Here is a 23,898-nt window from a genome sequence, read left to right on the forward strand (position 1 = left end):
CTCGCTCACGCCGCCTCTCCCGAAGCTGATTCCATGCCCGCCACGGCCCGCGCGAAATCGCGCGCCGAGAACGGCTCCAGATCCTCGACGCTCTCGCCGACCCCGATGAAATGCACGGGCAGCCCGAACTGCGCCGCCAGCGCTACCAGAATGCCGCCCCGCGCCGTGCCGTCGAGCTTGGTCATGACGAGCCCGGTCACGCCCGCCGTCTCGCGAAAGGCCTCGACCTGTGAAATCGCGTTCTGGCCGACGGTCGCGTCGAGCACGAGCAACGCCGCATGCGGTGCACTCGGGTCCTGCTTGCGGATGACGCGCACGACCTTGGCGAGTTCGTCCATCAGACCCTGCTTGTTCTGCAGGCGGCCGGCCGTATCGATCAGCAGCACGTCCGTGCCGTCAGCCTTGGCCTTCTGCAGCGCCTCGAAAGCGAGACCAGCCGCATCCGCGCCCTGCTGGCCATGGACGACCTCGGCCCCGGTGCGCTCGCCCCAGACCCGCAACTGTTCGATCGCCGCGGCGCGGAAGGTATCGCCGGCCGCAAGCATCACGGATTTGCCCTCGGCGCGGAATTTCGCTGCGAGCTTGCCGATCGTCGTGGTCTTGCCGGAGCCATTGACCCCGACCATCAGCAGCACGAACGGCTTTTTCGTGGCGTCGATCGCGAGCGGCTGGGCGACCGGCACAAGGATCGTCTCGACCTCGCGCGCCAGGATCGCTTTCACCTCGGCCGGATCGATCTGCTTGTCGTAGCGGCCGTCGCCGACCGCTTTCGCGATCTTGGCGGATGTGGCGAGGCCGAGATCGGCCTGGATCAGGATGTCTTCGAGGTCCTCGAGCGTACCGGCATCGAGCTTGCGCTTGGTGAAGAGGTCGGTGATGCCCGTCGTCAGCGCCGAGGAGGTCCGCGACAGCCCCTCGGTCAGCCGCCGCCACCAGCTCCGCTTCGGCTGCGGCGCGGGTGCGGGAGCCGGTTCAGGAGCCACAACAGGCTCAGGCTGCGGAGCGATTACGGCCTCGGGTTCCGGCTCCGGCTCGACCGGAGGCGCGATCTCTTCGACCGGAACAGGCGGCGCGACAGGCTCCGGGACCGACACCTCGATGACGGGCGCTTCCGCCTCCGCGACGGGCTGAAGAGCAACCTCTTCGACCTCCGGCTTCGGCTCCTCGACAAGCTCGACGGCCTGCTCGGTCACCGCCTCCGGCGCGGGCGCCGGCTTGGCCGGCTCCTCGTCGCGTCCGAACAGCCTCGAAAAGAAGCCGCGTTTCTTCGGTTCGGTCTCGCTCATCGTCGTCCTGTCTTCGGTTCGGCGGGCGTATCGGGTTGCACCGCCGGGCCGGCTTCGTCGGAGCCCGTTCCGCAAAAGTGGGTACCACTTTTGCGATAAGAACGTGCTCCAGCATCTTTTTTGACTCTGCGCGAATTCTGATCGTTCGACCGTTTCGGTCGAACGGAAAGCGCGCTATCGCAATGCCATGGCAACGCCGGACCGACCAGAAAATTCGCAACCTTCGGGGCAGGGCGACGCCGAGCTGCCGGTACCGCTGCTCTATCGCGACGCCATGATGCTCGTCATCGACAAGCCCGCCGGCCTGCCCTCGCATCGCGGCCCGCAGGCCAAGCGCCGCATCATCCCGGTCCTGACCGATTATCTCGATGCGCTGCGCTTCGGCCTGCCGCGCAAGCCGGAAGCGGCTCACCGGCTCGACAAGGACACCTCCGGCTGCCTCGTGCTCGGCCGGCATCCCCGCGCCATGGCCGAGCTCAACCAGATGTTTCGCGACGGGCGCATCGACAAGACCTATTGGGCGATCGTGCAGGGCGGCCCTGCGGAAGACGAAGGATTGATCGACTTGGCTCTGGCCAAGCGCTCGCCCGAGCGCGGCTGGTGGATGAAGGTCGATCCGGCCGGCCTGCCCTCCCAGACCCGCTACCGCGTGCTGGGCCGGGGCGAGAGCGAGGATGGCCCACTCGCCTGGCTCGCCATGGAGCCGCTGACCGGGCGCACGCATCAGCTGCGCGTCCATTGCCAGGCTTCGGGCTGGCCGATGCTCGGCGACGAGATCTATGGCGAGGCCCCCCGCGAGGGCGGGCCGGGCCTCCAGCTCCATGCCCGCGCGATCACGGTCCCGCTCTACAAGAAGCGCGATCCGATCACGGTCGAGGCCCCGCCGCCGCCGCATATGCTGGCGGCACTCAGGGCTTGCGGGTGGAATCAGGATTGATGACCCCCGCGCGGGTCATCCCGGGCGACCGCAGGGAGACCCGGGATCCATGCCTGAACCTTGATCGGAAACGCTCCGGAATGGATCCCGGATCGGCGCAGCTTCGCTGCTTGTCCGGGATGATTCGCGGAGAGGTGAGGGGATCAATTCCCCAGCGCGTCGATAGCCTTGGCCAGCTTGACGTCGAGCTCCGTCAGCCCGCCGGCGTCATGGGTCGCGAGCACGACATCGACGGTGCGATAGACGTTCGACCATTCCGGATGGTGATTCATCGCCTCGGCCAGCAGGGCGACGCGCGTCATCCAACCGAAGGCCTCGCTGAAATCGCGGAAGACGAAACGCTTGGCGATGGCCTCGCGCCCCTGCACCAGCTTCCAGCCGGTCAGCACCGCCAGGGCTTCGGCTTGTGCCTCCGGAGAGAGCCGCTTCGGCCGCGTCATCGCCGCATCTCCCGCGACAAGCGATTCGGATAGGAGGGGCCGAGCGGATAGGCCGCCTCCAGCACATAGGGTCCGCCCCCGATCGAATCGCGCGAGGACATCAACGCCACGCGCCGCGCGGTGAAGGTGAACGGGCGGACGATCGGATGCAGGCTGAGAAAATGCGCGAGCTCAACAGGCGTCGTGTCGCGCAGGCGTGCCAGCGTGACATGCGGCACGAATTTGCGCGCTTCCGCCGGCAGGCCGAGCCGGCGCATCTGCCGTTCGAGATCGGCCTGGAGATCGGTCAGGGCCTTGCCCGGCTGGGCGCGCGCGAAGACGGCACGCGGCTTGTCGCCACCGAAGCTGCCGAGCGCATCGAGCGTGATCTCGAACGGATAGGCCGTAAGGTCGGACAGCATGTAGTCGACATCGTTCGCCATCCGGCGGTCGACATCGCCCAGGAAGCGCAGGGTGATGTGATAGTCGGCCGGCTCGATCCAGCGCGCACCCGACAACCCGCCGCGATGCAATGTCAGCCCGGTCGCGACCTCGGCGGGAATTTCCAGAGCGATGAACAGCCTCGGCATGAGCGAATCCCTGCCAAGCGATTGTGACTCTGGCGAGACGGTAGAGCAGGAAGCCGGCTCGAGGGAATTGTTTTTGCACTGCCGCTGCTGCCCACACCCTCGCCGTCATCCCGGACAAGCCGCAAAGCGGCGCCGATCCGGGATCCATGCCGGTGCGCTCCCGATCGAGGTTCAGGCATGGATCCCGGGTCGACCTATGGTCGCCCGGGATGACCCGCGATGGGATCGGGAATGTGGAATCAGGGGCAGGGATTGCCGACGAGCTGATGGATCGCGTCGATCTTCGCCTCGACCTCGGGCGAGAGCTTGACGTCGATCGAGGCGATATCGGTCCTGAGCTGTTCCATCGTGGTCGCGCCGATGATGTTGGCGGTGACGAAGGAGCGGCTGTTCACGAAGGCGAGCGCCATCTGCGCGGGATCGAGCCCGGCTTCGCGGGCGAGCGCGATATAGCGCTTGATCGCCTCCTCGGCGCCGGCCGCCTGGTAGCGCTGGCCGCGGTCGAACAGGGTCGTGCGCGCCCCCGCGGGGCGGGCGCCGTCGAGATATTTGCCGGTGAGATAGCCCTGCGCCAGCGGCGAATAGGCCAGCAGACCGACATCCTCGCGCAGCGCGACCTCGGCCAGGGCGGTTTCGAAAGTGCGGTTCAGCAGGTTGTAGGCGTTCTGGATCGACTGCACGCGCGGCGTGCCGCGCGCTTCCGAGTCGGTGACGAAGCGCATCGTGCCCCAGGCGCTCTCGTTGGAGAGGCCGAGATGGCGGATCTTGCCGGCCTTCACCAGCTCCCCGAACGCGTCGAGCTGCTCCGCGATATCAGTTTCGTCGGCCACCGGCGCATAGGCGTCCCTGGAGAAGCGCGTCGGGTTCGAGCCCCACTGGATCGGCCGCTCCGGGAAATGCAGCTGGTAGAGATCGATATAGTCCGTCTGCAGCCGCTGCAGGCTCTTGTCGACCGCCTCGAAGACCTGGCCGCGCGTCACCCGCGTCGGGCTCTTGTCGTCGCGGAACCAGGTATTGCCGCCGCGCCCGCAGACCTTCGACGCCAGGATGACCTTGTCGCGGTTCTTCCGCGCCTTGAACCAGCTGCCGATGATCCGCTCGGTCGAGCCTTGCGTCTCCGGCTTCGGCGGGATCGCGTAGAGCTCGGCGGTGTCGAAGAAATTGACGCCCTGCTCGATGGCGTAGTCCATCTGGGCATGGCCCTCGGCTTCGGTGTTCTGCTCTCCCCAGGTCATGGTTCCCAGGCAGATCACCGAGACCTTGAGATCGGTGCGTCCGAGGCGGCGGTATTCCATGGCGAAGCAACTCCGGAAGCGGGGGCCGGCAGGCGGCAATGCAAGAATCGGGGATACGCGCGCGGAGAACCCGCAGGCGGATCAGGACCTGGGCTGCAAGGTGGCGATGAAGCGCTCGACCGTCGGCAGGATGGTCCGGACGATGACGGTAACGCCATCGGCCGTGGGATGAAGCCCATCCGCCTGGTTCAGGGCGCGGTCGCCCGCGATGCCGTCCAGGAAGAACGGGTAAAGCACCAGCCCGTGCTTCTTCGCAAGCTCGGGATAGATCGCGTCGAAGCGTTTCACGAAATCCTCGCCGAGATTGCGCGGCGCATACATGCCGGCCAGCAGCACCGGAATCTTCCGCTCGGTCAGGCGCGCGATGATCGCTTCGAGATTTTGCCGGGTCACAGCCGGGTCGACCCCGCGCAGGGCATCGTTGGCGCCGAGTTCGAGGATGACGCCGTCCGCCCCCTCCGGCACCGACCAGTCGAGCCGCTCGAGCCCGCCCTGCGTCGTGTCGCCGGAGACGCCGGCGTTCACGATTTCGACAGCGAGGCCTTTCTGGCGCAAAGCCTGCTCCAGAACCGGCGGGAAGGCGGCGCTGCCCGGCAGATTGTAGCCCGCCGTCAGCGAATCGCCGAAGGCGACGAGCTTCAGCGAGCGCCCGGCACTGGAATCGGATGGAGAAGTCTGGGCGCCGGCCATGTCAGGGGAACCGATGAAAAGCAGCAGGAAGGCGACGAAAAACATCGCAGCCGATTGGACAAGCGCGATTCTGCGCCCATATGGCCGCAGACCGCGCCGCGCCGTGGTTCCGCCTCGCTCGGGGCGCGATACGGTGCGAGCGGGGATGGCGATGGAAGCATAAGTCGGGATCATGGCGTGATGAGCGAGAAGGCCGCTTCGGCAATCGAGTTGCAGGATGTCCACCTGAGTTTGGGGCGTGGCGCCGCCCGCGTCCATATCCTCAAGGGCGTCTCGGTGTCGCTGGCCGATGGCGAGGCGACCGGCCTCGTCGGTCCCTCCGGCTCCGGCAAGTCGACCCTGCTGATGACCATGGCCGGTCTTGAGCGCCCCGACTCAGGCCTGGTCAAGGTCGCCGGGCAGGATCTCGGCGCGCTCGACGAGGACGGGCTCGCGATCTTTCGCGGCCGGCATATCGGCATCGTCTTCCAGTCCTTCCATCTCGTCCCGACCATGACGGCGCGCGAGAACGTGGCGCTGCCGCTGGAGCTCGCCGGCCATCCCGACGCCTTTACCCGTGCCGAAGCGGAACTGCGCAATGTCGGCCTGGGCCATCGCATGGACCATTACCCGGCGCAGCTGTCCGGCGGCGAGCAGCAGCGCGTCGCGATCGCGCGCGCCGTCGCGCCGGACCCGGCCATCCTCGTCGCCGACGAGCCCACCGGCAATCTCGACGAATCGACCGGCAGATCGATCGTCGACCTGATCTTCGCCCTCAAGCGTGAGCGCGGCGCCACGCTGGTCCTCGTCACCCACGATCTCTCGCTTGCGGCGCTCTGCGAGCGCACCGTCCGCCTGCGTTCCGGTGTGATCGAGGCCGAGCCCGAGACGGCGGTCGCCTGACGATGCACGCACCCGTCAAGCCGTCCCAAAGCCCGGCCTACCGCCCCCCCGGCATCGGTCTCGTCCTGCGCCTCGCGATCCGCGATTTGCGGGCGGGCCTGCGCGGCTTCGGCATCTTCATCGCCTGTCTCGCGCTCGGCGTGATGACCATCGCCGCCGTCGCCTCCGCCTCGCGCGGCCTGACCGAAGGCCTTGCCCGTGAAGGCCGGCGCATCCTCGGCGGCGACGCCGCCTTCAGCCTGATCCATCGCGAAGCCGCGCCGGCGGAGCTCGCCTTCCTGACCGCACGCGGCACCGTCTCCAGCATCGCCACCATGCGCGGCATGGCCAATGCCGGCGAGAAGGGCGCGGCCCTGGTCGAGATCAAGGCGGTCGATGCGGCCTATCCGAGCATCGGCAAGGTCGAAACCGACCCGCAGGCGCCGTTGCCCGGCCTGCTCGACCAGCGCGACGGAGCCTATGGCGCCGTCGCCGACCCCGTCCTGTTCGGCCGGCTCGACCTCAAGCCCGGCGACATCGTCACGGTCGGCGGCGCCAAGGTTCAGCTGCGCGCGAATCTCATCTCCGAGCCTGACAAGATCGCGGCTGGCGTCGGCTTCGGCCCGCGCCTCCTGATGTCGCAGGAGGCGTTGAAGGCGACCGGCCTGATCCAGCCCGGCAGCCTGATTCGCTGGACCTACCGCATCCAGCTGCCGCAGACCGCGACCAGCGATGCCGATCTCGACAAGCTGATCGCCGATGCCGGCACGCAGCAGCGCGATGCCGGCTGGGAAATCCGCTCCCGCGCCAATGCCGCGCCGAGCTTCCAGCGCAATCTCGAACGCTTCACCCAGTTCCTGACGCTGGTCGGCCTCACAGCCCTGCTGGTCGGCGGAGTCGGCGTCGCCAATGCGGTGCGCCGCTTCGTCGAGGCCAAGAAGCTCGATTTCGCCACCATGAAGGCGGTCGGCGCCACCGGCGGGCGCGTCGTCGCGATCCACCTGACCGAGGTCATGCTCGTCGCCGCGATCGGCACGGCGATCGGCCTCGTGCTCGGCGCCGCCGCCCCCTTCGGCCTCGGCGCCGTCGTCCAGAGCATCCTGCCGGTGCCGTTCGAGCCGACCCTGGCGCCGGGCGAACTCGCCATCGCCGCGCTCTATGGCCTGCTCACCGCGCTCGTCTTCGCGATCATCCCGCTCGGGCGCGCCCATGACATTCCGGTCTCCGCCCTGTTCCGCGACAAGGTCGAGCCCGATCCGCGCCGCCCGCGCGCGATCTATCTCATCCTCTGCGCGCTCGCTTTGGCGGGTCTTGCCGGCGTCGCCATCGGCTTCGCCTATGATCGCCGGATCGCGCTGATCTATATCGGCGTGATGTTCGGCGTCTTCCTGCTGCTGCGCGCCGTCTCGCTCGGCCTGATGGCGCTGGCCCGCCGCATTCCGCGCCCGCGCCGCCCGGCCCTGCGCATGGCGCTGGCCAACAGCCACCGGCCGGGCGCGCTGACGCCGGCTCTCGTGCTCTCGCTCGGCCTTGGCGTCGCCCTGCTTTCGGCGCTCTCCTTCATCGATGTCAGCCTGACCCGGCAGCTCACCGGCGCCCTGCCCGACAAGGCGCCGAGCTTCTTCTTCCTCGACGTGCCCAGCCGCGATTCCGAGCGTTTCGACGCCTTCCTCGCAGCCGAGCGGCCGGGCGCCAAGACCGAACGCGTGCCGATGATGCGCGGCCGCATCGTCTCGGTGAACCAGACCCGCGCCGAGGACATCAAGGCGAGCGAGCAATCCGCCTGGGTGCTCGACGGCGACCGCGGCATCACCTACGCCGCCACGCTGCCGGAAGGCTCGCGCGTCGCGGCCGGCGAATGGTGGCCGGCCGATTATCGCGGCGAGCCGCTCGTCTCCTTCGACGCGCAGAACGCCGCCGGCATCGGCCTGAAGATCGGCGACAGGCTCACCGTCAACGTGCTCGGCCGCAACATCACGGCCCGCGTCGCCAATTTCCGTACCGTCGACTGGCGCTCCTTCGGCATCAATTTCGTCATGGTGTTCTCGCCGAACACCTTTGCCGGCGCGCCGCACACCAATCTCGCCACCATCGCTGCGAGCCCGGACGGCAAGGGCGCGACCGACGCCGTCCTGATGCGACGCCTCGCGCTCGACTTCCCGGCCGTGACGGCGGTCCGGGTCAAGGATGCGCTCGAAGCGGTCAACACCATCGTCGCCCAGCTCGCCATGGCGATCCGCGGCGCGTCGGGCCTCGCCATCGCGGCGAGCCTCCTCGTGCTCGGCGGCGCGCTCGCCGCCGGCCAGCGGGCGCGGCTCTATGACGCGATGATCCTGAAGACGCTCGGCGCAACCCGCCGCTTCATACTTTCGTCGTACGCCCTTGAATACGCCGCCATCGGCTTCGTCGCCGCCGTCTTCGGCGTTCTCGCGGGTACAGCGGCGGGCTGGGGCATCGTCACGCAAGTGATGCGCATCGAGTTCGTCAGTGATCCCAGAGGAGCTATACTGGCTGCGACTGCCGCCGTCGGGGTTACCGTCCTGTTCGGGCTCGTCGGTACGATAAAAATACTGACGAAAGCGCCGGCTTCTCATCTCAGGAATTTATGATGACTATCTGAGAACGACTCTCGATAGACATTAAGATCCTGTAATTCTGCCTGTGTGCGGCGCCGAACTTCTATATCGGGTCCGGCCTTAACCATGGCGGGCTCTTGTAAGAACCGGCAAAGCCGCCCATATTCCCGTCATCGCGACTTTCGTGCGCGAGGACGGCTGGCGCCTGCGCGCTCTCCGTCGTCCGAAACTACGTCAGGGGAAACTCTCTTAATGAGCAACTTCGACCGCAATGCTCCAGTCTGGGGTGCCGGCCGCGCACAGCAGACCAGCGCCGTCGAGATGGATCAGGGCCTGCGCTCGTTCATGCTCGGCGTCTACAACAACATGACGATCGGTCTGGCCATTACCGGCCTCGCCGCGCTCGCCATCTCGATGCTGGCGATCGCCGGCTTCACGGCCGACGGCAAGATCGCCGGCCTGACCGCGTTCGGCCAGGCGCTCTATCTCAGCCCGCTGAAATGGGTCGTGATGCTGGCCCCGCTGGCCTTCATCATGCTCTTCTCGTTCAAGGCCGAGAACATGAGCGCCGCCGCGGCGCGCACCATGTTCTTCGTCTTCGCGGCGGTGATGGGCGTCTCGATGTCGTCGATCCTGGTCGTCTTCACCGGCGCCTCGGTCGTGCGCGTCTTCTTCATCACGGCCGCCGCCTTCGGCGCGCTGAGCCTCGTCGGCTACACCACGAAGAAGTCGCTCTCGGGCATGGGTTCCTTCCTGATCATGGGCCTGATCGGCCTGATCATCGCCTCGGTGGTCAACCTGTTCCTGGCGTCGAGCGCGCTCTCCTTCGGCATCTCGGTGCTGGGCGTGCTGATCTTCGCCGGCTTGACCGCCTGGGATACCCAGCGTCTGAAGGAGATGTATCTCTATTCGAACCTGGACCCGGAATCGGCTGCGAAGCTCTCGGTGAACGGCGCTCTGTCGCTCTACCTGAACTTCATCAACATGTTCCAGATGCTGATCAGCCTGCTCGGCGACCGCCGCTGAGCCGACCGATAGCGGGCGTCATGCCCGGAACGAGCCCCGGCCCCACGGCCGGGGCTTTTTCTTTGAGCCGAACCTTCCCTTTTGGCACGCAGATTGCTCATGCTTTGGGCATGACGACGCCTTCGATCCGCCCGGGCCTTCCCGCCGACATCCCCGCCATCGCCGCGATCTATGCCCATGCGGTGCTACACGGCACCGCCTCCTGGGAGCTGGAACCGCCGGATGACGGTGAGATGCAGCGACGCTTCGAGGCGCTCCTGGCCGGCGGCTATCCCTATCTCGTCGCCGAACGGGACGGCGCCATCCTCGGCTATGCCTATGCCGGCGCCTACCGACCGCGCCCGGCCTATCGCGCCACCGTCGAGAACTCGATCTATGTCGCGCCGGCGGCGCAGGGGCTCGGCATCGGCAGCCTGTTGCTCGGCGCCCTGATGCAGGCCTGCACCGAACGCGGCTTCCGCCAGATGATCGCGGTGATCGGGGACGGCACCGGCGGCTCGATCGGCTCGCGCCGCCTGCACGAGCGCGCCGGCTTCCGCCTAATCGGCGTCGCCGAGAAGGTCGGCTTCAAGCATGGCCGCTGGCTCGACCAGATGCTGATGCAGAAGGAACTGGGCGAAGGCGACCACACGCCGCCGGGGTTCTAGTCCTTGGCAGCCCTCATCCTGAGGAGCCGCGCAGCGGCGTTTCGAAGGATGATCCAGATGGTTCCGGAGCCTCCTGGAGCATCCTTCGAGACGCGCTCTCCGAGCGCTCCTCAGGATGAGGGCTCAAACGACGATCAGCTCACGACGCTGAGCTTGTTGTCGAGCACCTTGAGTACGCGCGAGAGCTCCGAGCCGCGCTTCAGGATCAGCCCGGTCGCGGCGACGACCGAATAGGCGCCCTGCCGCCGCGCCAGCGCGGGGTCCTTGACGATTCGGTAGAGCGGCATCTCCGACGAGCGCCGGAACACCGAGAACTGCGCCTTGTCCTTGAGGAAATCGATGGCATAGTCGCGCCATTCGCCAGCCGCGACCATCCGGCCATAGAGATTGAGCAACTCGCTGAGTTCGCGCCGGTCGAAGGTCACGGTGGTCGGTCGCGCCGGCGCCGGGAAGTTCACAACCGCGCTCGCGGCCTGCGGTTGTGGCGTTTCGCTCTCGCTCATGGCGCCTCCCTGGTCGGGGCCTCACCAAATCAGTCCCGGATGATGCGCCCGCGCTCCTGTGCTGGCAAGGGAGTAAGCCGGCGAGGGATCACCCACTGGGTCGGCATTCTCAACGAATGCCCCATTTTCGCCGCGAACGCGCCAAGCGAGCGCCAAGTTGCGACGTTCAACTCCCCTCGTTGCCTCGACGGCCCGGTTTCGCTGATCGCCGGTTTGTCAGCCCCCCAGCCCCCCGGAGTTCGGGCGGAGCCGGGCCACCGAGTCGAGGCCAACTAGCGGCTGGCATTGCGCCGGCCGTTTTTCTTTTGGGGCGTAGGCATTGAGATCGCGGCGGCCTTGCACCACCGCTGTCATTCCGGGGCTTCGCGGAGCGAAGAACCCGGAACCCACGACCGGGTGAGCGGCTTACAACGCGGCATAAAATCTCTCGCCCAGTCGTGGGTTCCGGGTTCGCACCTACGGCGCGCCCCGGAATGACAAACGTGGGTACGCCCTACCGCGCCTGCCCGTGATATTCGGCGTTGGGCCGCATATCGACGGCCGAGGCCATCCGGTTCGACATGTTGTAGAAGGAGGCGACGGCGCCGATATCCCAGATGTCGCGCTCGCCGAAGCCGGCCTTGCGCAACGCCTCGCGATCCTCCTCGCCAATCAGATGCGGCGTCTCCGTCAGCTTGACCGAGAAATCGAGCATGGCGCGGTGCCGCACCGACAGGTCCGCCGCCCGATAGTTCATCACCATCAGCTCGCCCAGCACGGGATCGCCGGAGAGCTGGCGCACGGCCGCGCCATGGGCGGTGAGGCAATAATAGCAGCGGTTCACGCTGGAAACGGCCACCGCGATCATCTCGCGCTCCAGCTTCGACAGGCCGGACGGCGCCAGCATCAGGTCGTTGTAGAAGGCGGCGAAGGCCGTGAGCTTGGCGTCGTCATGGGCATAGGAGCTCAGCACATTCGGCACAAATCCGAGCTTCTCCTGGCATTTCGCGAAATAGGCCTGGTTTTCGGCGGAAAGCGCGCCCGGCTTCAGGTCCAGCGCCATGACGGCCGGCGGCGAATCCTGCCTTGCCGGCTCTTCTCCCACCTTGGGTTTGTCATGCTTTGTTGCCATGGTGTGTCCTGTCGAGTCGGGGGAGCGTCAGTTTGCCGCTTTTTCAGGCACGGCAAGTTGAAAGGCTCCGCAGCCTATGTCATCGCTGCGGCAAAACAACTGGGGTTGGGACATGGGCAAACGGGTGACGAACGCGACCGCAGGCGCGATCGCAGCGATCGAGGCCGCAGCCACCGGACTGAAGAGTTCGATGCCCGCCGAGTTTCCCCGCCTGCTCTTCGGCCGCTCCGTCGCCGAGGATCTCGAAGCCCTTCCGGCCGAGATGCTGGCCCGCACCGCCGCCGACGCCTTCGAGCACCTCGCCCAGCCGCGCAAGCCCGACAGCATCAATCTGCGCTTCCGCGACGAGGAATACGGCGAGGGCGAACGCAAGAACCAGCTCACCGTCCTTGAGGTCGTCAACGACAACAAGCCGTTCCTGCTCGATTCGACGCTCGCCGAATTGCAGGAGCAGGGCCACGAGCCGCGCCTCGTCGCCCACCCGATCCTGGCCGTCGCCCGCGATGCCAAGGGCAAGTTCACCTCGCTCGCCGGCGAGGCCGCCGGCCGCGCCCCCGAGGGTACGCGCCGCGAGAGCCTGCTTCACATCCATGTCCCGCGCATCGACACGCCGGAAGCCCGCGAGAAGCTGCGCGCCGGGCTCGACCACGTCTATGCCGATGTCGCGCTCGCCGTCGACGACTGGGCCGCGATGCGCGGCCGCATCACCGAGGTGATCCAGGCCTATCGCGCCAATCCGCCGCCGCTGCCGGAAGACGAGATCAACGAGGCGCTGCAGTTCCTCGAATGGATCGCCGGCGACAACTTCACCCTGCTCGGCATCCGCGCCTATCGCTTCCCGGGCGGCGACGTCGCGGCCGATCCGATCGAGGGCTCGGGCCTCGGCATCCTGCGCGATCCCACGGTCAAGGTGCTGCGCAGGGGCCGCGAGCTGGTCACGGTCACGCCCGAGCTGCGCTCCTTCCTGGCCAAGCCGCAGGCGCTCATCATCACCAAGGCCAACGTCAAGAGCCGCGTCCACCGGCGCGTCCATCTCGACTATGTCGGCGTCAAACTGTTCACGCCGGACGGCCGGCTCGACGGCGAATTGCGCATCGTCGGCCTGCTGACCTCGAACGCCTATACCGGTTCGGCCCGCGCCATTCCGTATCTCCGGCTGAAGGTCGCGCGCGTCGCCAAGAATATCGGCTTCGATCCGGCAAGCTATTCCGGCCGGGCGCTGATGAACGTGCTCGATGCCTATCCGCGCGACGAGCTCTTCCAGATCGATGTCGCGACGCTGGAGCAGTTCGCGCTCGACATTCTCCAGCTCACCGAGCGGCCGCGCATCCGCGCGCTCGCCCGCGTCGACGAGTTCGACCGCTTCGTCTCGATCCTCGTCTTCATCCCGAAGGACCGCTACGACACCACGGTGCGCCTGCGCGTCGGCGATTTCCTGGCGCGGATCTATGGCGGGCGCCTCTCGGCCGCCTACCCCGCCTATCCCGAAGGGCCGCTCTCGCGGACCCACTACATCATCGGCCGCGACGAGGGCAAAACCCCGCGCGTCGAGCGCTCGACGCTGGAAGCCGGCATCAGCGCCATCGTCCGCACCTGGGGCGACGGGCTCAAGGACGTGCTCGACCAGGAGAAGGCTGGCCCGGCCGCCCGCGCGCTGGCCGAACGCTATGCCGAGGCCTTCGGCGCCGCCTATCGCGAGCGCTTCTCGGCCGCCGACGCGCTGGTCGATATCGAGATGCTCCAGCAGCTCACGCCGGAGCGCGGCCGCGCCGTTAATCTCTACCGGCGCGAGGGCGACGACGCCAAGCGCGCCAATCTCAAGGTCTTCTCGCGCGGTGCGCCGATCTCGCTCTCGGCCCGCGTGCCCGTGCTGGAGAACATGGGCTTCCGCGTCGTCAACGAGCGGACCTACAACGTCATGCCGCAGGGCAATGGCGACGCGGTCCGCATCTGGCTGCACGACATGACGCTGGAGCGCGCCGACGACGGCGAGATCGATATCGAGCATCTCGATCCGACCATCGAGGCGGCGCTGATGGCGCAGTTCCGCGGCCTTGCCGAATCCGATCGCTTCGACCAGCTCGTGCTGGTCGCCGGCCTCGGCTGGCGTGAGGCTGCCTTGCTGCGCGCCTTCGGTCGCTATCTGCGCCAGGCCGGCGCGCCCTATGCCCAGGGCTATATCGCCGACGCGCTGACCCGCCACTCCGATATCGCGTCGAGCCTCGTCGCCTATTTCGCCGCGAAGTTCGACCCGCGCGTGCCGGCCGGCGAGCGCGAGCAGCGCATGGCCCAGAAGCATGCCGAGATCGAGCAGGCGCTCGACGCCGTCACCAGCCTCGACGACGACCGCATCCTGCGCCGCCTCGTCAATCTGGTCGATGCAGCGCTACGCACCAACTTCTTCCAGATCGGCCCGGACGGTCAGCCGCGCCAGACCATCACCTTCAAATTCGACTGCGCCAGGGTCGACGGGCTGCCGCTGCCGCGCCCGCTCTACGAGATCTTCGTCTATTCGCCGCGCGTCGAGGGCGTGCATATGCGCTTCGGCAAGGTCGCCCGCGGCGGCCTGCGCTGGTCGGACCGGCCGCAGGATTTCCGCACCGAGGTGCTCGGCCTCGTCAAGGCGCAGCAGGTCAAGAACGCGGTGATCGTGCCGGTCGGCGCCAAGGGCGGCTTCTTCCCGAAGCAGCTCCCGCCGGCCTCCGACCGCGCCGCCTGGCTCGCCGAAGGCACCGAGAGCTACCGCATCTTCATCCGCAACCTGCTCGAGCTCACCGATAATCTCGACGGCGAGACCATCGTGCCGCCGCCGGACACGGTCCGCCATGACGGCGACGATCCCTATCTCGTCGTCGCCGCCGACAAGGGCACCGCGACCTTCTCCGACACCGCCAACGCGATCTCGCTGGAGAAGCATCACTGGCTCGGCGACGCCTTCGCCTCCGGCGGCTCGCAGGGCTACGACCACAAGGGCATGGGCATCACGGCGCGCGGCGCCTGGGAAGCGGTGAAGCGCCATTTCCGCGAGGTCGATATCGACATCCAGACCACGCCCTTCACGGTTGCCGGCGTCGGCGACATGTCGGGCGACGTCTTCGGCAACGGCATGCTGCTCTCGCCGGCGATCAGGTTGGTCGCGGCCTTCGACCACCGCGACATCTTCCTCGATCCCGATCCGGACACGGCGAAGTCGCTGGCCGAGCGCCAGCGCCTCTTCGCCCTGCCGCGCTCGTCCTGGGCCGACTATGACAAGAGCCTGATCTCGAAGGGCGGCGGCATCTTCTCGCGCCAGGCCAAGAGCATCCCGCTCTCTCCGGAAGTCCGCGCGCTGCTCGACCTCGACAAGAAGGAGGTCTCGCCGCCCGAACTGATGACGGCGATCTTGAAGGCGCGCGTCGACCTGCTCTGGTTCGGCGGCATCGGCACCTATATCCGCGCCACCGACGAGACCGACGCGCAGGTCGGCGACCGCGCCAATGACGCGATCCGCATCACCGGCAACGATCTCAGGACCCGTGTCGTCGGCGAGGGCGCCAATCTCGGCGTCACCCAGCGCGGCCGCATCGAGGCCGCCCGCAAGGGCGTCAAGCTGAACACCGACGCGATCGACAACTCGGCCGGCGTCAACACCTCCGACGTCGAGGTCAATATCAAGATCGCGCTCGCCGGCCCGGTGAAGGACGGCCGCCTGAAGGAAGACAAGCGCAACGAACTGCTCGCCGCGATGACCGACGAGGTCGGCGATCTCGTGCTGCGCAACAACTACCTGCAGACGCTGGCGCTCTCGCTGACCGAGGCGCAGGGATCGGCCGCGACGCCGGGCCTGCGCTTCCTGATGCAGACGCTGGAGCAGGACGGAAAGCTCGACCGCTCGGTCGAGTACCTGCCGAGCGACGCGCAGCTCGCCGAGCGCGAGAAGCGCAGCGAAGGCCTGACCCGGCCGGAACTCGCCGTGCTGCTGGCCTATGCCAAGCTCTCGCTGCACGACGCGCTGCTCGAATCCTCGGTGCCGGACGATCCCTATCTCGCCAGCGAGCTCGTCCGCTATTTCCCGAAGGCGCTGCGCGAGGCCTATCCGGACGCGATCGCCAGCCACAAGCTGCGCCGCGAGATCGTGGCGACGCAGCTCGCCAACGCGATCGTCAACCGCGGCGGCCCGGCTCTGGTGCCGGTGCTCGCGGCGCTGACCCGCTCCGATGCCCCGGCCATCGCCGCGGCCTATGCCATCGCGCGCGATTCCTTCGATCTCATTGCCCTCAACGGCGAGATCGATGCGCTCGATGCGAAGATCCCCGGCAAGACCCAGCTCGGCCTCTATGGCGCCGCGCAGGAGCTCGTCACCAACCGCATGGGCTGGTTCCTGCGGCGCGGCGTCGCCAAGCCCGGCACGATCGAGCAGACCATCGCGCGCTATGCCAGGGGCGTGAAGGAACTGGCCGGCGAGCTCGGCACGCTCCTCCCCGAGGCCGCCTCGCAGGCACGTCTCGCGCGCATCGCCGTGCTCACCTCCGAGGGCGTGCCGGAGGCGCTCGCCACGCGCGTCGCCAGCCTGCCGGCCCTCGCCGAGGCGACCGACATCGTCGACATCGCCGAGCGCGGCAAGCGCAAGATCGGCGAGGTCGCCCGCATCCATTTCGGCATCGACGCGCTGTTCGGCCTGTCGAGCCTGAAGGCGGCGGCCGCGGCCGTGCCAGCGACGGACGACTACGAGCGCCTCGCCCGCGAGCGAGCCATCGAGACCCTTGACGATGCCCAGTCCAACCTGACGCAGGAGGTTTCGGCCTCCGCCAAGGGACAGGGCACGCTGGAAAGCTGGCTGGCGGAGCGCGGCGAGGATGCGGAGCGCACCCGCAGCACCGTCAACGCGATCGCAAGCTCCGGCCTGACCTTGCCGAAGCTGATGGTGGCGGCCGGCATGCTGGCCGACCTGCCGCGCAAGCGCTAGAAGGCGTGGTGGTTTGACGACGAACACGCCGTCATCCCGGGCTTGACCCGGGATCCATCGTAGAGCGCCACGCCCTATGATGGATTCCGGATTAGCGCCGCTATCGCGGCTTGTCCGGAATGACGGTGGTATTTCCATACGCAAACCAGCACCCGCTTGTGCTCCCTTGAACGGAAAGACCGATGACCGGCGAAGCCGACACGACCACCCGCATCGACCCCAAGCTGCTCGAAATCCTGGTCTGCCCGCTGACCAAGGCGACGCTGGAATATGACGCGGCGAAGCAGGAGCTGATCAGCCGCGCCGCCAAGCTCGCCTATCCGATCCGCGACGGCATCCCGATCATGCTGCCGGAAGAGGCGCGCCCGCTGGAGGATTGAGGCTGTTTGGCCCAGTTCTGGTGTTGTGTTAAGATGTACACATCTCAACACAGGAGCTGAGGCGATGGCCGCAACGGAAACGATGACGATCCGGGTCTCGGCCGAAACCAAGCGCAAGCTCGAACGAATCGCCGCCGGCACCCGGCGCAGCAAGTCCTTCCTCGCCGGCGAAGCGGTGTCGGCCTATGTCGACCGTGAGCTTGAGATCATCGAAGGCATCAAGCGCGGCCTGGCCGATGTTGAGGCCGGGCGGGTCGTGTCGCATGACGAGGCCATAGCCGAAGCCCGCCGGATCATCGCGGAGGTGCGCCGCGAGCGACTCGACCGGCGATGAAGCCGGTCATCTGGTCGGATAATGCCCGGCGCGACTATTTCGCCATCCTCAGACATATCGCCCAAGACAACCCGGACGCCGCCGACCGGATCGTCGATGCCGTTGAGCAGGCCGGCAATGCGCTGGGCGAGTTCGCGACAGGGCGCCCCGGCCGCGTGAACGGTACCTACGAGAAGCTGGTCCCGCGCCTGCCCTATATCCTCGCCTATGCCATCGCAGCCCAAGGCGGGCGCGAGGTCATTGCGATCCTGCGTGTCATCCACATGGCACGCGACTGGCGTGAGGAAGATTGGCCCGCATAAGCGGGGTCTTCAGAGCGCCTCGCCCCTCAACAACCGCGGTGGCGCGCCGGCCACGCCCGCGGCCTCGCGGATGAAGAAGCGCTTTAGCCCCGGCATCCGGTCGACGAGACCAAGGCCGAGATCGCGCGCCAGCCTCAGCGGCGTCGCATCATTCGAGAACAGGCGGTTCAACCCGTCGGTCACCGCGCCCATCGCCACCGTGTCGAAGCGCCGCGCCTTCTCGTAATCTTCGAGAACATCGATCGAACCGGGATCGAGCCCGAGCCTTGCCGCATCGACGATCGCCTCGGCCAAAGCCGCGACATCCTTCAGGCCGAGATTGAGCCCCTGCCCGGCGATCGGGTGGATCAGATGCGCGGCGTCGCCGAGCAAGGCCAGCCGCTCGCCGACGAAGCGGCGGGCGACGCCGAAGCCGAGCGGATGCGCGCTGACAGCGCTTTCGAGCGCGATCTCCCCGAGTTCGAGCCCGAAGCGCCGCTCGATCTCCGCCAGCATGTCCTCGGCATCGAGCGAGAGCAGCGGCTCGACATTCTCCGTGCGCTCCGTCCAGACGATCGAGGAGCGATGCCCGAGTGTCCCGCCATCGGCCAGCGGCAGGATGGCGAAGGGGCCCGATGGCAGGAAATGCTCGACCGCACGGCCATCATGCGGCCGCTCATGGCCGATCGTCGCGACGATGCCGGATTGGCCATAGCCCCAGCCGACCCAGCCGATACCGGCCTGCTCGCGCAGTTTCGAGCGGGCGCCATCGGCCGCGACCAGGAGCGCCGCCCCGCAGCGCCCGCCATCGGCGAAAACGATCTCGACCGCCGTATCATCGGGGGTGAAGCGCCGTACGTCGGTGCTGCGCAGCTCGACGCCCGCCGCTTCGCAGGACGCTTTCAACGCCGCGACCAGGGCCGCGTTCTCGACCATATGGGCGAACGGCTCGCCGGGCTCGACCTCGCCGTCGAAAGTCAGGAAGACCGGACGGACGGCATCCTCGGTGCGGCTGTCCGAGACGATCATCTCCAACATCGGCTGGGCGGTATGGGCGATTCCCTCCCAGATGCCGAGGGTCTTCAACATCGCGCGGCCGCCGGCCGCGACCGCATAGGCCCGGTTATCGGCGCGGGGCGCGGCCGCCAGCGCCGGATCAGCCAGGATCACCGAGAAATCCGTGCCCAGCCCCTGCTTCAGCGCGAGCGCAAGCGCCAGCCCGGCGATGCCGCCGCCCGCGATGACGATGCGCATGGCGCTGCTGCCCTGCTCGATAGCCATGTCGTCCTTCTCTCCGCGCCGACTTGACGCCACGGGATGCCTCGGTGCTGATGCCAGCCGAGGCCGGCCGTCCCTGTGCGGGGCGCCGGCTCGTCCGTCAACCTGACCGCGATACCGCCGACCATGTCCCAGATCAGCGCCTCCTTGCCAGCGATTCTCGACCTCGAGCAGCTCGAGCGCAACCTGTTCCGCGGTCGCAGCCCCAAGTCGAGCTGGCCGCGCGTCTTCGGCGGGCAGGTCATCGCGCAATCGCTCTATGCCGCCTGCAAGACGGTCGAGGGCCGGCAGCCGCATTCGCTGCATGCCTATTTCCTGCTGGCAGGCGATCCCGAAGTACCGATCGTCTACGAGGTCGACCGCCTGCGCGACGGCCGCTCCTTCACCACCCGCCGCGTCCTGGCCATCCAGAAGGGCGAGGCGATCTTCGCCATGTCGGCCTCGTTCCATGTCGAGGAGGCCGGCTACGAGCACCAGATGCCGATGCCGAAGGTGCCGATGCCGGAAGAGCTGCCGGACCGCGAGGAGATGGTGAAGCTGTTCAGCGCGCCGGAGCACAACCCGCTCCAGACCTTCTACCAGCGCAAGCGGCCGATCGAGATCCGCCCCGTCGAGCTCGACCGTTATCGCGGCGGCGGCAGCCTGGAGCCGAAATTCAACGTCTGGATCCGGGCGATCGAGCCGCTGCCGGACGAGCCCGCCTTCCACCAGAGCGTGCTCGCCTATGCCTCGGACCTGCTGCTGCTCGATTCCAGCCTGATCGCGCATGGCGCTACCGTCTTCGACCAGAAGATCCAGGCCGCCAGCCTCGATCATGCGCTCTGGTTCCACCGCCCGTTCCGGGCCGATGACTGGCTGCTCTATTCGCAGGACAGTCCCTCGACCTCCGGTGCGCGCGGCTTCTCGCGCGGCCTGATCTTCAATCGGCAGGGCCAGCTGGTGGCCTCGGTCGCGCAGGAAGGGCTCGTTCGGCCCCGGACCGATCTCGGCTGACCGGATTTCAGGCAGCTGCGCAGAATCCAGTCTCATGCCTAAATCTTAGGCAATAGCGCCTGCCATTTCCCTGTTCCCGCGATGATTCCGCCTCCGGATGCGCCTTGGCGCCGTCCGGAGCGGGTTGGCACGTCCCTTGAATTGCATGTTGCGACGCAACTGCGATCCCGCAGGCGCGATAGGTGCAACGAGATCGCCGGGGCTGACGACCGGGCGGCGCAGACGGGGAAACCCAGCACATGAAAATCGTGATGGCGATCATCAAGCCGTTCAAGCTGGAGGAGGTGCGCGACGGGCTCACCGCCGTCGGCGTCCACGGCCTGACCGTGACCGAGGTGAAGGGCTACGGCCGTCAGAAGGGTCATACGGAAATCTACCGCGGCGCCGAATATGCCGTGAGCTTCCTGCCCAAGATCAAGATCGAGGTCGCGGTCTCCGACGAGCTGGTCGACCGGGTGATCGAGACGATCACCGCCGCTGCCCGCACCGGCCAGATCGGCGACGGCAAGATCTTCGTCTCGTCGATCGAGAAAGCCGTGCGCATCCGCACCGGCGAAACCGACACCGACGCCCTCTGAGCCCCGACCCTCCAGGAGTTTCGACGATGAATTTCAGGACTTCCCTGCGGGCCGGATCGGCAGGCCTCGCGCTGGCGGCACTCACGGCCGGCGTGGCGCTCGCCCAGGCCCCCGCCACCCCGCCCGTTCCCAACAAGGGCGACGTCGCCTTCATGATGAGCTCGACGATCCTCGTCCTGCTCATGACCGTCCCCGGCCTCGCCCTGTTCTATGGCGGCCTCGTCCGCTCGAAGAACATGCTCTCGGTGCTGACGCAGGTCTTCGCCATCGTCAGCGTCGTCTGCATCCTCTGGGTGACCTATGGCTACTCGCTCGCCTTCACCAATGGCGGCGGCCTGAATGACTTCGTCGGCGGCTTCTCCAAGGCCTTCCTGAGGGGCGTCGATGCCACCACGGTGGCGGGCACCTTCTCGAACGGCGTCTACATCCCCGAATTCGTCTATGTCTGCTTCCAGATGACCTTCGCCTGCATCACGCCGGCGCTGATCGTCGGCGCCTTCGCCGAGCGCATGAAGTTCTCGGCCCTACTGCTCTTCACCGTGCTCTGGGTCACCTTCATCTATTTCCCGATGGCCCACATGGTCTGGTACTGGGGCGGGCCTGACGCCGTCGGCAATGCCGCCAAGGCGCTCGCCGAGGCCGGCGCGGATGGCAAGGTTGCCGCTCAGGCCGCGCTCGACGCCGTCAACGCCGATGCCGGCATGCTCTTCAAGTGGGGCGCGCTCGACTTCGCCGGTGGCACGGTCGTCCATATCAATGCAGGCATCGCCGGCCTCGTCGGCTGCATCCTGATCGGCAAGCGCGTCGGTTTCGGCAAGGAATTGATGGCGCCGCACTCGCTGACCATGACGCTGATCGGCGCCGCCCTCCTCTGGGTCGGCTGGTTCGGCTTCAACGCCGGCTCGAACCTCGAAGCGAACGGCACGGCCGCGCTCGCCATGCTCAACACCTTCGTCGCCACCGCGGCGGCGGCACTGGGCTGGCTCTTCGTCGAATGGGCGGTCAAGGGCAAGCCCTCGATGCTCGGCATGGTCTCCGGCGCGGTCGCCGGCCTCGTCGCCGTCACCCCGGCGGCAGGCTTCGCCGGCCCGATGGGCTCGATCGTGCTCGGCCTCGCCGCCGGCGCCGTCTGCTTCGTCTTCTGCACGACCGTGAAGAACGCGCTCGGCTACGACGATTCGCTCGATGTCTTCGGCATCCACTGCGTCGGCGGCATCATCGGCGCGATCGCGACCGGCATCCTCGTCAACACGACGCTCGGCGGCGCCGGCATCCCGGACTATTCCAGCAAGCCCGGCGAGCTCGCCGTGGGCGCCTATGAGTTCGGCCCGGCCGTCATGGCCCAGATCAAGGCAGTGCTGTTCACCATCGTGTTCAGCGCCGTCGGCTCGGCGATCCTCTACAAGATCGTCGACCTGGTCGTCGGCCTGCGCGTCACCACCGACCAGGAGCGCGAAGGCCTCGACATCGCCGAGCATGGCGAGCGCGCCTACCACAGCTGATCCTCCCGCCGCTCCCAGCGGCAACTTGGCCCCGGCGCTCTGCCGGGGCCTTTTCTATGGGCCGTGGTTTCGCAGGCAGAGAACGAAGAAGCGCCGGCGCGGTTCAAGGTTAAGCGGGTCTTAACCTCGGCTTCCTAACCTTCCGCTGATGGCCGGAATGATGCGGCCCGACAGTCCGGACAAGACCCGAACCCGCATGCGCACGATCCGCCGCTCCCAATCGCTCATGGACCGCCTGCCCGACCCGGTGCGCGAGTTCCTGTCGCGCCGTGCCTCGGAGCTTACGGGCATGGGCGTCCTCGCCCTGATGGTCGCCGTCGCCACCGCGCTGGCGAGCTGGTCGGTCGACGACCCCAGCCTCAACAACGCCACCAGCGGCGCGGTGCGCAACTGGCTCGGCCGCCCCGGTGCGATGGTCGCTGACCTCCTGATGCAACTCATCGGGCTCGGCGTCATCGCCCTGCTCTTCCCGCCGGTGATCTGGGCGCTCCGGCTCGTCCGCTTCCACATCTTCGACCGTGGCGCGCTGAAGCTCGGCCTCTGGGTCGTCGGCGTCGCCGCGACCGCCGCCGTCGCCAGCGCCCTGCCCGCGACACCGCGCTGGCCCTTGCCGACCGGCATGGGCGGCGTCATCGGCGATGGCCTTCTCTTCGGCACGCGCAATATCGCGGGCATCGCCGGCAGCGCGGTCGGCAGCCTCGTCGGCTTCCTCTATGCCGGCATCGCCATCCTTGCCGTCACCGCCGCGGCCGGCTTCGGCTTCGTCGCCGACGAGGACCCCGCTCTCGACAGCGACGAGGCCGAGGACAGCTGGTCCGATGGCGAGGAGCGTCGCGACGACGAGCCCGGCATCGCCGTCATCCTGATCGGCTGGCTCGCCCATGGCGCGATGGCCCTGCGCGCGGCGATCCTGCGCCGCCTGCCGCAACCGCCCGAACCTGCTGTCGATACCGGTGTCGTTCCGACGCGCGACAGCAGCCGCGTCCGCCGCGAGCCGCAATTCGGCGAGGCCCCGGCCGGCCGCCGCAGCCTCCCCGATTTCGATCCCGAGCCGCTGCCCGGCGCCCGGTCCGTTACGGGCCCTAATCGAGCCCACGACGATTACGATGTGCCCTTCGATCTCGACGACGAGCCGCAGGACCTGCGCGATCTCAACGCCCCGCGCGTGACCATGCCGCGCCCTGCGCCGAAGCCGGGCAAGCGCATGCAGCGCGAGGCGCAGCCCTCGCTGCTCGACCGCGACACGTTCGAATTGCCGCCGCTGACCTATCTGGCCGAGCCGAAGAAGGTCGCGGCCAATGCCGTCTCGACCGACGCGCTGGAGCAGAACGCCACGCTGCTCGAAGGCGTGCTGGAGGATTTCGGCGTGCGCGGCGAGATCTCGCAGGTGCGCCCCGGGCCGGTCGTGACGCTCTACGAGCTTGAGCCGGCTCCGGGCACGAAGTCTTCCCGCGTGATCTCGTTGGCCGACGACATCGCGCGTTCGATGAGCGCGGTGTCGGCGCGCGTGGCGGTGGTGCAGGGCAAGAACGCGATCGGCATCGAACTGCCCAATGCCCGCCGCGAGACCGTCTTCCTGCGCGAACTCCTCGCCAGCCAGGATTTCGAGGCGACCAAGCACAAGCTCGCGCTCTGCCTCGGCAAGACCATCGGCGGCGAGCCGGTG

General features: G+C 67.6%; 21 protein-coding genes. 13 read left to right on the forward strand and 8 right to left on the reverse strand.

What is annotated here, in order from left to right; translation table 11 throughout:
- Positions 1 to 5 precede the first annotated feature (5 nt).
- Positions 6 to 1,286 (reverse strand): signal recognition particle-docking protein FtsY, encoded by a 1,281-nt coding sequence (gene ftsY / locus WFK61_RS24280; RefSeq protein WP_336814621.1) that lies wholly within the window; start codon positions 1,284 to 1,286, stop codon positions 6 to 8.
- A gap of 187 nt (positions 1,287 to 1,473) precedes the next feature.
- Here ftsY and WFK61_RS24285 point away from each other — a divergent pair, with 187 nt between their 5' ends.
- Positions 1,474 to 2,223: an RluA family pseudouridine synthase gene (locus tag WFK61_RS24285; RefSeq protein WP_336814622.1), complete on the forward strand. Its 750-nt coding sequence runs from the start codon at positions 1,474 to 1,476 to the stop codon at positions 2,221 to 2,223.
- Between the two features lie 143 nt (positions 2,224 to 2,366).
- On the opposite strand, the gene WFK61_RS24290 is transcribed toward WFK61_RS24285, so the two are convergent.
- The 4 genes from WFK61_RS24290 to WFK61_RS24305 form a co-directional block, all read right to left on the reverse strand.
- Positions 2,367 to 2,663, reverse strand: a complete 297-nt coding sequence (locus WFK61_RS24290; RefSeq protein ID WP_336814623.1) for a 4a-hydroxytetrahydrobiopterin dehydratase — start codon at positions 2,661 to 2,663, stop codon at positions 2,367 to 2,369.
- Positions 2,660 to 3,232 carry an RNA 2',3'-cyclic phosphodiesterase gene (gene thpR, locus WFK61_RS24295; protein ID WP_336814624.1) on the reverse strand — a complete coding sequence of 191 codons (573 nt, stop codon included), beginning with the start codon at positions 3,230 to 3,232 and terminating at the stop codon, positions 2,660 to 2,662. The genes WFK61_RS24290 and thpR overlap by 4 nt, the downstream gene beginning before the upstream one ends.
- A 239-nt stretch (positions 3,233 to 3,471) precedes the next feature.
- Positions 3,472 to 4,527: an aldo/keto reductase gene (locus tag WFK61_RS24300; protein ID WP_336814625.1), complete on the reverse strand. Its 1,056-nt coding sequence runs from the start codon at positions 4,525 to 4,527 to the stop codon at positions 3,472 to 3,474.
- A gap of 81 nt (positions 4,528 to 4,608) precedes the next feature.
- Positions 4,609 to 5,217, reverse strand: coding sequence for an arylesterase (locus tag WFK61_RS24305; protein ID WP_336814644.1), 609 nt, complete (start codon positions 5,215 to 5,217; stop codon positions 4,609 to 4,611).
- A 180-nt stretch (positions 5,218 to 5,397) separates the two neighbouring features.
- Between WFK61_RS24305 and WFK61_RS24310 the strand changes: the two genes are divergently transcribed.
- The 4 genes from WFK61_RS24310 to WFK61_RS24325 all read left to right on the forward strand — a co-directional run bounded on the left by WFK61_RS24310 (position 5,398) and on the right by WFK61_RS24325 (position 10,327).
- The gene (locus WFK61_RS24310) at positions 5,398 to 6,099 is read left to right on the forward strand and encodes an ABC transporter ATP-binding protein (protein WP_336814626.1); all 702 of its coding nucleotides are present in this window, start codon (positions 5,398 to 5,400) and stop codon (positions 6,097 to 6,099) included.
- A gap of 2 nt (positions 6,100 to 6,101) precedes the next feature.
- Positions 6,102 to 8,687 (forward strand): ABC transporter permease, encoded by a 2,586-nt coding sequence (locus tag WFK61_RS24315; RefSeq protein ID WP_336814627.1) that lies wholly within the window; start codon positions 6,102 to 6,104, stop codon positions 8,685 to 8,687.
- A 219-nt stretch (positions 8,688 to 8,906) separates the two neighbouring features.
- Positions 8,907 to 9,680, forward strand: coding sequence for a Bax inhibitor-1/YccA family protein (locus WFK61_RS24320; RefSeq protein ID WP_336814628.1), 774 nt, complete (start codon positions 8,907 to 8,909; stop codon positions 9,678 to 9,680).
- Between the two features lie 110 nt (positions 9,681 to 9,790).
- Complete coding sequence (locus WFK61_RS24325) at positions 9,791 to 10,327, forward strand: GNAT family N-acetyltransferase (protein ID WP_336814629.1); 537 nt, start codon at positions 9,791 to 9,793, stop codon at positions 10,325 to 10,327.
- 134 nt (positions 10,328 to 10,461) lie between these two features.
- On the opposite strand, the gene WFK61_RS24330 is transcribed toward WFK61_RS24325, so the two are convergent.
- Both WFK61_RS24330 and WFK61_RS24335 read right to left on the reverse strand, forming a co-directional pair.
- Positions 10,462 to 10,830, reverse strand: a complete 369-nt coding sequence (locus WFK61_RS24330) for a DUF2794 domain-containing protein (protein ID WP_336814630.1) — start codon at positions 10,828 to 10,830, stop codon at positions 10,462 to 10,464.
- A gap of 493 nt (positions 10,831 to 11,323) precedes the next feature.
- Positions 11,324 to 11,872 (reverse strand): peroxidase-related enzyme, encoded by a 549-nt coding sequence (locus tag WFK61_RS24335; protein ID WP_336814645.1) that lies wholly within the window; start codon positions 11,870 to 11,872, stop codon positions 11,324 to 11,326.
- Between the two features lie 181 nt (positions 11,873 to 12,053).
- On the opposite strand from WFK61_RS24335, the gene WFK61_RS24340 reads away from it, so the two are divergent.
- The 4 genes from WFK61_RS24340 to WFK61_RS24355 all read left to right on the forward strand — a co-directional run bounded on the left by WFK61_RS24340 (position 12,054) and on the right by WFK61_RS24355 (position 17,902).
- The gene (locus tag WFK61_RS24340) at positions 12,054 to 16,886 is read left to right on the forward strand and encodes an NAD-glutamate dehydrogenase (RefSeq protein ID WP_442896370.1); all 4,833 of its coding nucleotides are present in this window, start codon (positions 12,054 to 12,056) and stop codon (positions 16,884 to 16,886) included.
- A 182-nt stretch (positions 16,887 to 17,068) separates the two neighbouring features.
- Complete coding sequence (locus WFK61_RS24345) at positions 17,069 to 17,266, forward strand: Trm112 family protein (RefSeq protein ID WP_336814632.1); 198 nt, start codon at positions 17,069 to 17,071, stop codon at positions 17,264 to 17,266.
- A 64-nt stretch (positions 17,267 to 17,330) separates the two neighbouring features.
- The gene (locus tag WFK61_RS24350) at positions 17,331 to 17,600 is read left to right on the forward strand and encodes a CopG family ribbon-helix-helix protein (protein WP_336814633.1); all 270 of its coding nucleotides are present in this window, start codon (positions 17,331 to 17,333) and stop codon (positions 17,598 to 17,600) included.
- Complete coding sequence (locus WFK61_RS24355; protein WP_336814634.1) at positions 17,597 to 17,902, forward strand: type II toxin-antitoxin system RelE/ParE family toxin; 306 nt, start codon at positions 17,597 to 17,599, stop codon at positions 17,900 to 17,902. Before WFK61_RS24350 ends, WFK61_RS24355 begins: the two co-directional genes overlap by 4 nt.
- Before the next feature lie 9 nt (positions 17,903 to 17,911).
- Here the strand turns inward: WFK61_RS24355 and WFK61_RS24360 are convergent, their stop codons facing one another.
- Positions 17,912 to 19,162, reverse strand: a complete 1,251-nt coding sequence (locus tag WFK61_RS24360; RefSeq protein ID WP_336814635.1) for a ubiquinone biosynthesis hydroxylase — start codon at positions 19,160 to 19,162, stop codon at positions 17,912 to 17,914.
- 123 nt (positions 19,163 to 19,285) lie between these two features.
- Between WFK61_RS24360 and tesB the strand changes: the two genes are divergently transcribed.
- The 4 genes from tesB to WFK61_RS24380 form a co-directional block, all read left to right on the forward strand.
- Entirely contained in the window at positions 19,286 to 20,152 is an 867-nt protein-coding gene (tesB, locus tag WFK61_RS24365) for an acyl-CoA thioesterase II (protein WP_336814636.1), read from the forward strand.
- Between the two features lie 239 nt (positions 20,153 to 20,391).
- On the forward strand, positions 20,392 to 20,730 hold the full coding sequence (locus WFK61_RS24370; RefSeq protein WP_199085746.1) for a P-II family nitrogen regulator: 339 nt from the start codon (positions 20,392 to 20,394) through the stop codon (positions 20,728 to 20,730).
- Positions 20,731 to 20,756: 26 nt separating this feature from the next.
- Positions 20,757 to 22,232 (forward strand): ammonium transporter, encoded by a 1,476-nt coding sequence (locus tag WFK61_RS24375; RefSeq protein ID WP_336814637.1) that lies wholly within the window; start codon positions 20,757 to 20,759, stop codon positions 22,230 to 22,232.
- 196 nt (positions 22,233 to 22,428) lie between these two features.
- The coding region (locus WFK61_RS24380; protein ID WP_336814638.1) for a DNA translocase FtsK at positions 22,429 to 23,898 on the forward strand (1,470 nt) is incomplete at its 3' end.

Origin of the sequence: Allobosea sp. MMO-172 (assembly GCF_037147855.1) — a bacterium.
Classification (GTDB): Bacteria; Pseudomonadota; Alphaproteobacteria; order Rhizobiales; family Beijerinckiaceae; genus Allobosea.